The organism is Bradyrhizobium pachyrhizi (assembly GCF_029714545.1).
GTDB classification, from domain to species: Bacteria; Pseudomonadota; Alphaproteobacteria; order Rhizobiales; family Xanthobacteraceae; genus Bradyrhizobium; species Bradyrhizobium pachyrhizi.
In genome coordinates this window covers 7,702,074-7,714,104 of sequence record NZ_CP121667.1, presented here as the reverse complement: position 1 = coordinate 7,714,104, position 12,031 = coordinate 7,702,074, and the positions used below count along the sequence as shown (strand labels likewise).

13 protein-coding genes and 1 tRNA gene are annotated in these 12,031 nt (G+C 64.1%); 4 read left to right on the top strand and 10 right to left on the bottom strand.

Going from position 1 to position 12,031, the window contains the following annotated elements; genetic code table 11:
- Positions 1-8: 8 nt before the first annotated feature.
- The 3 genes from QA639_RS36450 to QA639_RS36440 all read right to left on the bottom strand — a co-directional run bounded on the left by QA639_RS36450 (position 9) and on the right by QA639_RS36440 (position 3,298).
- Complete coding sequence (locus tag QA639_RS36450; RefSeq protein WP_198400288.1) at positions 9-986, bottom strand: tripartite tricarboxylate transporter substrate binding protein; 978 nt, start codon at positions 984-986, stop codon at positions 9-11.
- Positions 987-1,059: 73 nt separating this feature from the next.
- The gene (hisN, locus tag QA639_RS36445) at positions 1,060-1,839 is read right to left on the bottom strand and encodes a histidinol-phosphatase (RefSeq protein ID WP_028332887.1); all 780 of its coding nucleotides are present in this window, start codon (positions 1,837-1,839) and stop codon (positions 1,060-1,062) included.
- 571 nt (positions 1,840-2,410) lie between these two features.
- Positions 2,411-3,298, bottom strand: a complete 888-nt coding sequence (locus QA639_RS36440) for an N-formylglutamate amidohydrolase (RefSeq protein WP_028332888.1) — start codon at positions 3,296-3,298, stop codon at positions 2,411-2,413.
- Between the two features lie 305 nt (positions 3,299-3,603).
- Between QA639_RS36440 and cpdR the strand changes: the two genes are divergently transcribed.
- Together cpdR and QA639_RS36430 are read left to right on the top strand one after the other, a co-directional pair.
- Entirely contained in the window at positions 3,604-3,963 is a 360-nt protein-coding gene (gene cpdR, locus QA639_RS36435) for a cell cycle two-component system response regulator CpdR (protein WP_016843340.1), read from the top strand.
- Positions 3,964-4,041: 78 nt separating this feature from the next.
- A tRNA-Val gene (locus tag QA639_RS36430) sits at positions 4,042-4,116 on the top strand.
- A gap of 345 nt (positions 4,117-4,461) precedes the next feature.
- Here the strand turns inward: QA639_RS36430 and QA639_RS36425 are convergent.
- From QA639_RS36425 to QA639_RS36410, 4 genes are all read right to left on the bottom strand, one after another.
- On the bottom strand, positions 4,462-5,403 hold the full coding sequence (locus QA639_RS36425) for a transposase (RefSeq protein WP_283088565.1): 942 nt from the start codon (positions 5,401-5,403) through the stop codon (positions 4,462-4,464).
- Positions 5,404-5,690: 287 nt separating this feature from the next.
- Entirely contained in the window at positions 5,691-6,632 is a 942-nt protein-coding gene (locus QA639_RS36420) for an aldo/keto reductase (RefSeq protein WP_283088564.1), read from the bottom strand.
- 270 nt (positions 6,633-6,902) lie between these two features.
- Positions 6,903-7,364 (bottom strand): GNAT family N-acetyltransferase, encoded by a 462-nt coding sequence (locus QA639_RS36415; protein WP_157348476.1) that lies wholly within the window; start codon positions 7,362-7,364, stop codon positions 6,903-6,905.
- Positions 7,365-7,467: 103 nt separating this feature from the next.
- Positions 7,468-8,283, bottom strand: a complete 816-nt coding sequence (locus QA639_RS36410) for a PAS domain-containing protein (protein ID WP_157348475.1) — start codon at positions 8,281-8,283, stop codon at positions 7,468-7,470.
- A gap of 212 nt (positions 8,284-8,495) precedes the next feature.
- Here QA639_RS36410 and QA639_RS36405 point away from each other — a divergent pair, with 212 nt between their 5' ends.
- Complete coding sequence (locus QA639_RS36405) at positions 8,496-8,849, top strand: DMT family protein (RefSeq protein ID WP_028336063.1); 354 nt, start codon at positions 8,496-8,498, stop codon at positions 8,847-8,849.
- A 118-nt stretch (positions 8,850-8,967) separates the two neighbouring features.
- On the opposite strand, the gene QA639_RS36400 is transcribed toward QA639_RS36405, so the two are convergent.
- The 3 genes from QA639_RS36400 to QA639_RS36390 form a co-directional block, all read right to left on the bottom strand.
- Positions 8,968-9,123, bottom strand: coding sequence for a hypothetical protein (locus QA639_RS36400; protein ID WP_167350367.1), 156 nt, complete (start codon positions 9,121-9,123; stop codon positions 8,968-8,970).
- Between the two features lie 61 nt (positions 9,124-9,184).
- Positions 9,185-9,361, bottom strand: a complete 177-nt coding sequence (locus QA639_RS36395; protein WP_016846694.1) for a hypothetical protein — start codon at positions 9,359-9,361, stop codon at positions 9,185-9,187.
- Between the two features lie 180 nt (positions 9,362-9,541).
- Positions 9,542-10,195, bottom strand: a complete 654-nt coding sequence (locus QA639_RS36390; RefSeq protein ID WP_028336064.1) for a glutathione S-transferase family protein — start codon at positions 10,193-10,195, stop codon at positions 9,542-9,544.
- 605 nt (positions 10,196-10,800) lie between these two features.
- Here QA639_RS36390 and QA639_RS36385 point away from each other — a divergent pair.
- Positions 10,801-12,003: a pyridoxal phosphate-dependent aminotransferase gene (locus QA639_RS36385; RefSeq protein WP_283088563.1), complete on the top strand. Its 1,203-nt coding sequence runs from the start codon at positions 10,801-10,803 to the stop codon at positions 12,001-12,003.
- The last annotated feature ends 28 nt before the right edge of the window (positions 12,004-12,031 follow it).

Below are 12,031 nucleotides of genomic sequence, written 5' to 3'. Positions count from 1 at the left end.
CGGCTGGCTCATTTCGTCGTCACCACGCCGGCGTCCTGGATCACCTTCGCCCATTTCCTGATGTCGGCGGCGATGAAGTCACGGAAATGCTCCGGCGTGTCGCCGGCCAGCGTCAGACCCTGCTCGGCGAGCTTCTGCTTGACGATCGGATCGGCCATCGCCGCGGTGGCGAGCTGGTTCAGCCGGGCGAGGATCGCGGGCGGCGTGCGTGCGGGCGCGACCATGCCGTACCAGTTCTCGATGACCAAGTCGGGCATGCCGGCCTCGGCGGTGGTCGGCACGTCGGGTGCGATCGGCGCGCGTTCGCGCCCACCGAGCGCGATCGGGCGCAGCGCGCCCGCCTTGATCTGCGGCAGGATCACCGGCAGGTCGAGGAAGGTCATCTGCACCTGCTGACCCAACAGATCGTTCAGCGCCGGCGCAGCGCCGCGATAGGGCACGTGCACGATGTCGATCTTCGCCGTCAGCTTGAACAATTCGCAGGCGAGATGCGGCAGGCTGCCCGGGCCGGAAGAGGCGAAGTTGAGCTTACCCGGCTGCGCCCTGGCGAGCGCGACCAGCTCGTTCATGTTCTTCGCCGGCACGTTGGCGGCGACCACCAGCATCTCCGGCACTGTCGCGACCAGCGTCACCGGCGCGAGGTCGTTCAGCGTGTCGTAGGCGACCTTTTCCATGCTGGGGCTGATCGCCAGCGCGCCGGCGCTCGCGATCGCCACCGTGTAGCCCTCGGGCGCGGCCTTCGCGACCGCATCGGTGCCGAGCACGCCGCCCTGGCCGGCGCGGTTGTCGACGATGACGGGCTGCCTTGCGAGCTCCGAGATCTTCTGCCCGATCACCCGCGCGATGATGTCGTTCGGCCCGCCGGGCGGGAACGGCACGATCAGCCGGATCGGCTTGGTCGGGAAATCCTGGGCGAAAGCCGTGACGGGCGCGAGAAGCAGGAGAACGGCTGCAAGCAGCCTGCCGCACATCGTCATGTCGCCCATCCCTGACTTTTCTGGTTGCGGTCAGGATGGGCGCAGATCAGACGCCCGGCAACTCAAGAATCAGACCGGGAACTCAGGCGTTCAGCAGCTTCATCGCCGCTTCGTGCACGCGCGGGTCGCCGGCCGCGATGATGCGGCCGCCGCTTTGTGCCGGCTTGCCGTCCCAGGTGGTGACGACGCCGCCGGCGCCGGTGATGATCGGGATCAGGCCGGCAATGTCGTAAGGCTTCAGCTCGGTCTCGACCACGAGGTCGAGATGACCGGCGGCGAGCATGCAATAGGAGTAGCAGTCGCCGCCATAGCGCGACAGGCGCGCTGCATTCTCGATGCGGCCGAAGCGGGCGCGGTCATCCGGATTCATCAGCAGCGGGCTCGTGGTGAACACAGTGGCCTCCTTGACCGAGGCGCAGCGCCTAACCGAAAGCCGCCGTTCGCCCGACGGGCCGGAGTAATGCGCCGAGCCGTTGTCGCCGGAGAAGCGCTCGCCGATATAGGGCTGGTGCATCATGCCGAATACCGGCGTACCTTTGTGCAGCAGCGCGATCAGCGTGCCCCAGATCGGAAAGCCGGCGATGAAGGATTTCGTGCCGTCGATCGGATCGAGCACCCAGACATAGTCGGCGTCCTCGCGCTCATTGCCGAACTCCTCGCCGACGATGCCGTGCTGGGGGAAGTTCGACTTGATCAGCCGCCGCATTACGGCTTCCGCCGCCCGGTCGGCCTCGGTGACCGGATCGAAATCGTTCGAGCTCTTGTTGTCGACCGAGAGCGAGGTGCGGAAGAACGGCAAGATGGTCTCGCCGGATGCGGTCGCAAGGCGGCCGATGAAGGCGGTGAAGTCGATGACCGTCACGGCATGTCCCTGAACTGCGCAAACGACGCGGTAGAAATCGGATGCGTTCTTGCCTAGCTCAATCCGGCGCGGCGCGCACGATTAACGGAGTGTTATCCAGCCCGATGACGCGGTTCCGGACTTTCGATTTGGCTTCGGATTCGAAAGCGCTCCGGGTCCCGGCCTCGATCACGAAGTTGCGAATTCTGGTATACAAGCTATGCGCAGAGCGCTGGCCGCCCAAGGCTTCCCTTGTAAAGTATTGATCCTACATAAGGAAAGCCGCTCCTGCCGGCCTGTTGCAGTTTCGCCAGACTTTCCAACATTACCCAAGAAATGTTTCGAAAGTTCTTGCGTTTTGTGCAGCGCGGTCGCATATTGTTGCGGTGCGGTAGCGCCTCGCGCTATCGCTGCCCTCCTTGGGCGTTTCCTCCCTAGACTTGGGCCGCTTGTTCATTCAAGCGGCCCTTTTTTCTTGGCTCATTGCGTCCGCGCGTGAATACGGAATCCAGTTTCGCGCCAGGCCCGGTCGCCAATTGAATTCCACGTTCACGGCTTCGGCCGGCAATTGCAGTCCCGGCCGAACCGACCGCTACTCCGCGGCCGCTTGGAACGGGCCGAGATCGCCGAACGGGATTTTCGCCAGCGCATCCGCCAGGGTGGCAAAGTCGGCGGCCACCTGCGCAAAGCGCGGGCCGCGCTCGCGGCGGCGCTCATCCATGTAGACCGCGCGGTTGAGCTCGATCTGCACGGTGTGCAGGCCGCTCGCCGGATTGCCGTAATGCTCGGTGATGAAGCCGCCGGCATAGGGCTTGTTGCGGCCGATCGAATAGCCGAGCGAGCTCATGATCTCCTCGACGAGGTCGGGCAATAGCGGCGCACAGCTCGTGCCGTAGCGGTCGCCGATCACGACGTCGGGCCGGCGCGGCTCGTCGCGCGACACGCCGACCGACGGCATCGAATGGCAGTCGACCACGATCACGGCGCCGAACGCCTGATGCGCCTTGTTGATCAGCCGGCGCAGCGCGCGGTGATAGGGCTTGTAGAGCACCTCGATCCGGCGCAGCGCCTCATCGACGTCGAGCCGCTCGCGATAGATCTCCTGGCCGTCGCCGACCACGCGCGGGATGGTGCCGAGGCCGCCGGCCACCCGCATCGAGCGCGTATTGGCAAAGCTCGGCAGCCGCCCGGTGAACATGCGCGGGTCGAGCTCGTAGGGCTCGCGGTTCACGTCGACATAGGAGCGCGGGAAGTTGACCCGCACGATCGGAAAGCCGCGATCGCTGAGGCCCGCGATCAGCTCGTCCATGAAGGAGTCTTCGGAGCGCCGCAGCGACACTACGTCGATTCGCGCCGCCTCGAGGAATTCGGCCGGATAGACCGAGCCCGAATGCGGGGAATTGAAGATGATCGGCGCGCGCCAGGCCTGCGGCTCAACGATCTCGAACGGGGGCGACAACTCGCCAGCAAATTCGGTCATTCCCTTGGCGCCGTCCCTTGCGTCCGCCTCGCCCCGCAGCAACTGAGTCTGCCGGAAAAGCGGAGATTTATGGGCACGCATTGTCGGTAATCGCGATCATTCTGCCAAGTGAAAAGAGTGTGGTTTCAGCTGGAACGCGTCTTAAAAGCAGCAAATGCGGCACCCGGTTGATTCGATGTCCGGTTCGGTCCACAAATGGGTGGCGCGCATTTGCCGCTGGCTTGACGCAAATTTCACCCGAAATTTACCGTCTGTCGGGCTTACTGTTCGGACTACTCCTCAAGCCGGATTCGACGATTCCTGCCATGCCGAAAATACTTCTCGCCGAAGACGACACCGATATGCGCCGCTTCCTGGTCAAGGCGCTCGAAAACGCGGGTTTCAAGGTCTCGCCGCACGACAACGGCATGTCGGCCTACCAGCGGCTGCGCGAGGAGCCGTTCGAAATGCTGCTCACCGACATCGTGATGCCCGAGATGGACGGTATCGAGCTGGCGCGCCGTGCCTCGGAACTCGATCCCGATATCAAGATCATGTTCATCACCGGCTTTGCCGCGGTGGCCCTCAATTCCGATTCGGAGGCGCCGAAAAACGCCAAGGTGCTGGCCAAGCCCGTGCACCTCAGGGAATTGGTCAGCGAAGTGAATAAGTTGCTGGCGGCCTGATTCGCCAAAAAACCTTCACTTTGTATCCTTGCCTGCCCCGCCGCCGTCCGTTATAGGGACCCGATCCAAATACGCTTTGGGTGCGTAGCTCAGCGGGAGAGCACTACCTTGACATGGTAGGGGTCACAGGTTCGATCCCTGTCGCACCCACCATCCTTCGCTCGCGCAGCGAGAGAAGGATGCCGCGCCGAAATCCAACGGGCGGAGGCGGGCCAGCGGCCGCGAGTTGCGGCTCGGCAAGCCGTTTCTTGATACCTCTATAAATCTCTCGACCCGAGAAGCGAGGCGACGAAGCAATCCATCGCTCGGCATATGCGATGGGATGGATAGCTTCGCTTCGCTCGCAATGACGTGGTTGGTTTTCGATTCAACCTGTCAAACAGCTTGTCGGTGTCATCACCCGTCGCATGCGGGTGACCCAGTATTCCGGAGACGTCCATGCTTGAGCCGAGAGGCCGCGTCTTCTCCCGGTGTCGTCCCGGCGAAGGCCGGCAACTGTTATGTCGGCTTGGTCTGCAGGTAGGGCTTTCTGTCGCGCATCATGGCGTTGAGGACCGTTAGGAGCTTCCTGGCAACGGCAATGAGAGCGAGCTTGGCTGGTTTGCCGGCCTGTCGCAGCCGCGCGTAGAAGGCCTTGAATGGATCGGCCCGACGAACCGCGTTCAGAGCCGCCATATAGAGGGCGTCACGAACGCGCTTTCGGCCGCCGGCGATCTTGCGTTTTCCACGGAAGGCGCCGCTGTCGACGTTGAAGGGGGCAAGGCCCGCGAGCGCGGCGATCTGCTTCGCTCCAACATGTCCAAGTTCCGGCATCTTCGCGATCAGCTGCATGCAAGCCACGGGACCCACGCCCGGCAGTGAGCGCATCAACCGCGCATCGTCCGCGATCTCCGGCTCGGCCTTGGTCAATGCGTTGATATCGGCCTCGATCTCGGCGATCTCGCCGTCGAGAACCTCAACGAGCCGACTGATCCGTTCGGCCATGGCGCAGTCGTCGGCCTCGCTGCGCCGGTTCTTCTCCTGCGCGCGCATGAGAACCAGTTGGTCCCGCCGTTTTGCAAGCCCTGCCAAAGCGTTGCGGGCGGGATTGGCGGCCCGCTCGGTTGCCGGCTGCATGACCCGGCCAAAGGCCGCCAGCATCCGTGCATCGATCGGATCGGTTTTGGCAAGTTGGCCGCTGGCCCGCGCAAAATCGCGAGCTCGAGCCGGATTGATCCGAGCGAAGCGGACACCGGCCTGGCTTAGGGCCTCGCGAAGCGCGAGATCATAGGCGCCCGTGGCCTCGAAGACGACCAGCGCATCGCATCGCCAACGCGCCACCTGCTGTGTGATGGCCTGTGCCGCGTTGGCGATGCGCCTGGACACGCCGTCAGCTTCATCAAAGATATCGAGATGCTTCTTGGAGACGTCGATTCCGACATAACGAGGGGGTATGATCACGGTGCCTGTCCCTGTGATGCGAGGTCTGTTGGCGCAGCCTCGTGCAACTGTTCAGGTTGGTAATGGAACGGGCGGGAGGCCGAGCCGGCTCACGGCGTCAAGCGCCAAGGACCCAACGGCTTCCCGCCCAACCCATCCTGACAGACTTCCAAGACACAGGGACCCATAACCACCGATGATGATTGTTGGAACGCGCTGGAGCCACAGCGCGCCTCAACAACCCAACCATGTGGTTATGGATCCCTGCTTTCGCCGGGACGACAGTTGTGACTGCAGCTCCAGCGAGGCTACCCCTTCGTTATCCCATCGACCTCAGCCATCTCCTCCGCGGAGAGCTTCCAGCTGATCGCCTTGACGTTCTGCTCGATCTGCTCGGGACGCGTCGCCCCGGCGATGACGCTTGCGACTTGCGGGCGCGCGGCGAGCCAGGAGAAGGCGAGCTCGAGCATGGTGTGGCCGCGCTCCCTGGCAAACGCCTGCAGCTTCTCGACGATGTCCTCGTTGCGCGGCGTGACGTAGCGATCCTTCAACGCCGGCGCCTTGGCGAAGCGGGTATCGGTGGGTGCGGCGGCGCCGCGCTGGTACTTGCCGGTCAACAGGCCGCTGGCGAGCGGGAAGAACGGTAAGAGGCCGAGATTGTATTGCTGCGCCGCCGGCAGCAGGTCCTTCTCGATGCCGCGCACCAGGAGGCTGTATTCGTCCTGGCAGGACACGAAGCGGTTCACGTTCATCTGGCGCGCGACGTACTCGGCTTCGGCGATCCGCCAGGCCGGGAAGTTGGAGTTGCCGATGTAGCGCACCTTGCCCTGGCGGACGAGATCGTCGAGCGCGCGCAGCGTCTCGTCGATCGGAGTGAGCGGATCGTAGTCGTGCTGCTGGTAGAGATCGATATGGTCGGTCTTCAGGCGGCTGAGGCTCGCTTCGACTGCGGACATGATGTAGCGCCGCGAGGCGCCCTGTTTAGTGCCGTCGGTCGCCATCGGCTTGGAGAATTTGGTGGCGAGCACGATGTCCTTGCGGCGGTCGCCCAGCACGGTGCCGAGCACGGTCTCCGAGCCGCCCATGCCGGCATAGATGTCGGCGGTGTCGAACAGCGTGATGCCGAGATCGATTGCCTTGTGGATCACCTTGCGCGAGGTTTCGAGGTCGGTGCGCTGGCCGAAATTGTTGCAGCCGAGGCCGACCGCGGACACGCGCAGCCCGGAGCCGCCGAGATTACGAATTTCCATGAGACAATCCTGTGGGATAGGCGAGGGATGTCGCGGATTGTGACGCGCTGCCCCGAGCCCGGCAAGGTGCCGTCCTACCGCCGATCACGCATGGCGGTGTCGCAAAATGAGATGCCGCAAAAAAAGCGGTCCCGGTCAGACGCGGCGACTGACAGGGACCGCTTGGCGAAGATCTGAGACGGGGGGCCTGATCTGCGCGAGCGGAAGCCTAGCCGGGCTTTGTAACGTGCCGGTGACACCTCTGTTCAATCCACAGGCGCTGATGCGGGCTCAGACAATCTTGCGATAGATGACGAAGCCCGGCTTGTCCGCGACCTTGTCATAAAGCTGCATCGCGGTGTGGTTGGTCTCATGCGTCTGCCAGTAGACGCGTGGCGATCCCGCGAGCCTCGCCTGCGCGTAAACGCCGTTGATCAACGCGCGGCCAACGCCCTTGCCGCGCGCGGCTTCGCTGGTGAACAGATCCTGCAAATAGCAGGTTGGCGCGATCGCCGTGGTCGAGCGGTGAAACAGATAATGCGTCAGCCCGAGCAATCTGCTGCCGGCGTCGGCGACCAGCGCGTGCACCGGCTCATAGGCATCGAAGAAACGCTCCCACGTCATCGCGGTGATCTCGGGCGCGAGCGCGGTCGGCCCGGATCGCTCATAGAAGGCATTGTAGCCATCCCACAGAGGAAGCCACTCGGCGTAGTCGTCGCGGGTGACGAAGCGGATGGTGACGTCGTCGGCCATGGAGGATTCCTGGATGATCCTGCGTTGCGGGCGATGTCTCCGCACCGCTCGCAAGGTTCTACCGTCGCTATCTCGCAGGATCAATTGCGGACGAAGCCGCGCCTCACTCGGCGGCGCGCAGCGGCCGCGCCAGATGGCGCTCGCGCCCGGCGCGCTGCGCCCGGTATTCCTCGGCCTTCGCGGGATCGTCGGTGTGCCGCACGAGGTCGGTGACCGGCGTGTAGCTCAGCATGCGGCCGCCGTCCGGCAGCGCGGTGCAGCTGAAGCGCAGCACCTTGCCGTCGGCGAGGTTGAGATTGATCGGCGTGGAGTCGCCGGCGCGCATCATCGCGATGCGCTCGGCGATGAACGCGCTCAGCTCGTCTTCCGGCAGTTCATAGGCGCCGGTGTCGCGGCCGTGATACATCAGCGCGACGAAGGGCGGCTTGCTCTCGGCCTGCGCATCCGACAGCGCGAAATAGTCGCGGAAGGCGCGGTTGATGAATTCAGCGCGGGTGTCGGCGTCGAGCAGCACGATGCCGATGTCGACCTGGTCGAGCGCGGCGGCGAGCCGCTCCGCGGTGGCGTGATGCTGCTGGTCCGCGGCAAAGGCGTCGATCCATTTCTGCCGCAGCATTCCGGTGATCACGGCGGTGCCGGCCGCGGTCGCCGCCAGCATCAGCATCCGCGCGACGTCGGCGGTGTCGTAACCGGGCAGCGCGCGATGATCGAGGAAGAACAGCGCCGAGGCGGCCACCGCGATCGCGGCGGAGATCAGCCCGGAGGTGATGCCGCTGATCGAGCTCGCAAGCGCCACGATGCAGACGAACAGCGGCGCGGGATTGGGGACGGCGACAACGAGGCGATCGATCAGGAAGGCGGCGGATGCCGTGATCGCCGTCAGGGCCGGACCTGAAATTGCACGCCAGTCGAACCGCATGCGCGTTCTCGCTATCTGTCAAACGAACGATAAAGCCGCAGTTTGACGACAGGGCCGCAACCGCGCCGGCATTTCCGTCCCGACCGTTAAGCGGGCGTTGCGGGGGCCGAACCAGCTTTCGCTGCTTTCAAATCAAATGGTATGCAGATCGGCGCGGAACCCGGTTCCGTGCCTGCGGGTTACCGCGTGCTTTGCTTGCAAGAGGACATTCGATGCCCGCCATTTCGCCTTCGCTGCTGCCGATCCTGATGCTGTTCGCCTCGAACGTCTTCATGACCTTCGCCTGGTACGGCCATCTCAAGTTCAAGGACCACTCGCTCCCCATCGTCATCCTGGTGAGCTGGGGCATCGCCTTCTTCGAGTACTGGCTGGCGGTGCCGGCCAATCGCTGGGGCAGCGCGGTCTACTCGGCGGCGCAGCTCAAGACCATGCAGGAGGTGATCACGCTGGTGGTGTTCGCCGCCTTCTCGGTGTTGTACCTGAAGGAGCCGCTGGGCTGGAATCACGCGCTCGGATTCGCCTTCATCGCCGCCGGGGCGTTTCTGATCTTCCACAAATGGGGCTAATGCGCTTTGCGCCTGAGCTAAAGCGCGATGAGATTAGGTTGAATCGTCATCGCGCCTTAGCTCTTTGTTTGAGCATGATCTTTTCGGAAAGCCGCTTCGCACTTTTCCGGATCATGCTTTAGTGATGCGGGGCCGGCCTGGCGGCCGGCATCGTGACATGCGCGGGGCGTGCGTGGTCTTCGCCTTGCGTGCCGGTCACGATCAGGAGCGATGCCGCCAGCAGGATCGCCGCCGACAGCGTCACGGTCACCAGTCCGACGGGGGTCTTCATCATGTCGCGCCGCTGTCTCTCCCGCGCCTTGCCGCGGATCAGGTGCCAACCGGAAATTGCTTGATTACGCCGGGATCGCCGTTGCCATGGTGACGTTGCTCGACAGCACGGTCACGGCGACGACCAGGCACAACGTCAGCGCGCCAAGCGCGAGCGACGCGGCGATCGCGTTCGTCAGCCGGGATGATGCCACCGGGGCAGGGCGGCCATCGAAGCCTGCCGTGCCGGACCACCGTTTCATGGTCTAAATCCCTCAGGCCGCGAGCGAATCACTCGCGACATCTGCGTGAATCTGCCGGTTGTCACCGGCAACATTGCGGCGGCGGCACCGTCCAAAAATGGCTAAAATACGGCGGCGGTGCGGGTTTTGCCCGCTATTTGGGCAGTTTCCCCGTTATTCCCTGGATTCACACCCGGCCGTTCAGACGCCGGCCGCGAGGCGGGGCTCAGGCTCGGCCTCGGTACCAGGCTGCCAGTCCATCGAGACAAATCCGGGGGTCTGCTCGACGCGCTTGAGCCAGGCGCGGATCGACGGAAAGGTCGCCAGGTCGAAGTCGCAGCGGTCGGCGACGTGGGTATAGCCGTAGAGGGCGATGTCGGCGACTGTAAGCTGTCCGGCGGCGAAATAGGTGTGCTCCTTGAGGTGATTTTCCATCACCTGCAGCGCCGCATAGCCGCGCTCCATCCAGTCCTCCAGCGCGTGCGTCTGCAGGTCGCGTCCGCCCTTGACCAGCGACAGCCAGAAATAGGCGGCGCCGATGTTCGGCTCCAGCGCGTGCTGCTCGAAGAACATCCACTGCAGCGCCTCGGCGCGCTCGATCCGCGACTCCGGCGCCAGCGGCGTGCCGATCGCGACGTACCAGAGGATGGCATTGGACTCGGCGAGATGGCGGCCCTCGGCGACCTCGAGCAGCGGCACCTGGCCGCTCGGATTCTTGGCCAGGAATTCCGGGGTGCGGCTCTCGCCGCGCAGGATATCGATCTCGATCGCCTCGTACGGCGTGTTCAGCACGGCAAGCGCCAGCCGGACCTTGTAGCTGTTGCCGGAGCGCTGCATCGAATAGAGCTTGTACATTGCGTCGTGGTTCACTCGGTCAGGGAGACGGTACGCTTTAAAAATTGCGCGGCCTGTCACACCGCAACGCCGCTAAACAATGATGCTGGCGGGGGTGCGTCGCAAGCCCTGCAATGTGGAAAAAGTCGAAACGTCTACTGCACTGCACACGTGCAGAACGATTCCATCCACACGGCAGAACAACTCGGATCACGCCTGCGCGACGCTCTGCACGGTGCCGGTCGATGGCCAGGTCGCGACCATGGCCGGCGCGCTGAAATTACAAACCTTAACGCGCCATCCTTGGCGGCACGACGCGCCGGGCTGCGTTGACGACCCGCCGTTAGCGCTGTCAGGCGGGTGCCGCGCGGCATTGTCCTCGGAGCAATCCGCGCCGGCGCATGCCGCCGAAGGCCCCGCCGGCAAGACCGGAGCGGGCTTGCCGGATATGAGTCATCCGGTGCCGGAACTTGCGGAAAATTGCGTGCGCCGCGAGCCATGCGCGAAAGTTTTCGTGCTTTACCGCCAAGCTTCTTGCGGTGCAGCGGCGACAGGCCTAGGGTGCCGCGATCCCATTCAAATCAAGTCGTGGCCCTACGGCTCACGACGTTTGCCAGGAGATGATAATGGCCTTCCTGTCCGCTGCGCTCGACCGTGTGAAGCCGTCCGCGACGATCGCGGTCACGGACAAAGCACGCGCGCTGAAAGCCGCGGGCCGCAACGTCATCGGCCTCGGCGCCGGCGAGCCTGACTTCGATACGCCCGCCAACATCAAGCTGGCAGCGATCCACGCGATCGAGGCCGGCAAGACCAAGTACACCGATGTCGGCGGCATTCCGGAGCTCAAGGAAGCCATCATCAACAAGTTCGCGCGCGAGAACGGCCTGACCTACAAGCCGAACCAGGTCATCGTCGGCACCGGCGGCAAGCAGGTGCTCTACAACGCGCTGATGGCGACCATCAATCCGGGCGATGAGGTGATCATCCCGGCGCCGTACTGGGTTAGCTATCCCGAGATGGTGGCGCTCGCCGGCGGCGAGTCGGTGCCGGTGGTGTGCCCGGCCTCGACCGGCTTCAAGCTGCGTCCGGAAGATCTCGAGAAGGCGGTCACGCCGAAGACCAAGTGGGTGATCCTGTGCTCGCCGTCGAACCCGACCGGCTCGGCCTATACGAAGAGCGAGCTCAAGGCGATCACCGACGTGCTGGTCAGGCATCCGCATGTCTGGGTGATGACCGACGACATGTACGAGCACCTCGTCTATGACGACTTCGTCTTCACCACGGCGGCGCAGGTCGAGCCGAGCCTGTACGATCGCACGTTGACCGTGAACGGCGTGTCGAAGGCCTACTGCATGACCGGCTGGCGCATCGGCTATGCCGGCGGCCCGGCGCAGCTGATCAAGGCGATGGCGACGATCCAGTCGCAGTCGACCTCGAACCCGTCGTCGATCGCGCAGTGGGCATCGGTCGAGGCGCTCAACGGTCCGCAGGACTTCATCGCCGCGAACAACAAGGTGTTCAAGGAGCGTCGCGACCTCGTGGTGTCGATGCTCAACCAGGCGAGCGGCATCGAGTGCCCGCGGCCGGAAGGCGCGTTCTACGTCTATCCGTCCTGCGCCGGCACGATCGGCAAGAAGGCGCCGTCGGGCAAGCTGATCGACAACGACGAGGCGTTCGTCACCGAGTTGCTCGAGAGCGAAGGCGTCGCCGTGGTGCAGGGATCGGCATTCGGGCTCGGCCCCGCGTTCCGCATCTCCTACGCCACCAAGACTTCCGATCTCGAGGATGCCTGCAAGCGCATCCAGCGCTTCTGCGGTAATCTGCGGTAGTTCGATCCGAAATCAAAAACGCTCCCGC

What these genes read in the sequence shown, in the direction of transcription:
- QA639_RS36410 (WP_157348475.1), bottom strand. Translation starts at nt 8,283, where the DNA reads ATGCGGTTCGACTGGCGTGCAATTTCAGGTCCGGCCCTGACGGCGATC.
- QA639_RS36390 (WP_028336064.1), bottom strand. Translation starts at nt 10,195, where the DNA reads ATGTACAAGCTCTATTCGATGCAGCGCTCCGGCAACAGCTACAAGGTC.
- QA639_RS36385 (WP_283088563.1), top strand. Translation starts at nt 10,801, where the DNA reads ATGGCCTTCCTGTCCGCTGCGCTCGACCGTGTGAAGCCGTCCGCGACG.
- QA639_RS36440 (WP_028332888.1), bottom strand. Translation starts at nt 3,298, where the DNA reads ATGACCGAATTTGCTGGCGAGTTGTCGCCCCCGTTCGAGATCGTTGAG.
- QA639_RS36450 (WP_198400288.1), bottom strand. Translation starts at nt 986, where the DNA reads ATGGGCGACATGACGATGTGCGGCAGGCTGCTTGCAGCCGTTCTCCTG.
- QA639_RS36420 (WP_283088564.1), bottom strand. Translation starts at nt 6,632, where the DNA reads ATGGAAATTCGTAATCTCGGCGGCTCCGGGCTGCGCGTGTCCGCGGTC.
- cpdR (WP_016843340.1), top strand. Translation starts at nt 3,604, where the DNA reads ATGCCGAAAATACTTCTCGCCGAAGACGACACCGATATGCGCCGCTTC.
- QA639_RS36415 (WP_157348476.1), bottom strand. Translation starts at nt 7,364, where the DNA reads ATGGCCGACGACGTCACCATCCGCTTCGTCACCCGCGACGACTACGCC.
- QA639_RS36400 (WP_167350367.1), bottom strand. Translation starts at nt 9,123, where the DNA reads ATGATGAAGACCCCCGTCGGACTGGTGACCGTGACGCTGTCGGCGGCG.
- QA639_RS36405 (WP_028336063.1), top strand. Translation starts at nt 8,496, where the DNA reads ATGCCCGCCATTTCGCCTTCGCTGCTGCCGATCCTGATGCTGTTCGCC.
- QA639_RS36395 (WP_016846694.1), bottom strand. Translation starts at nt 9,361, where the DNA reads ATGAAACGGTGGTCCGGCACGGCAGGCTTCGATGGCCGCCCTGCCCCG.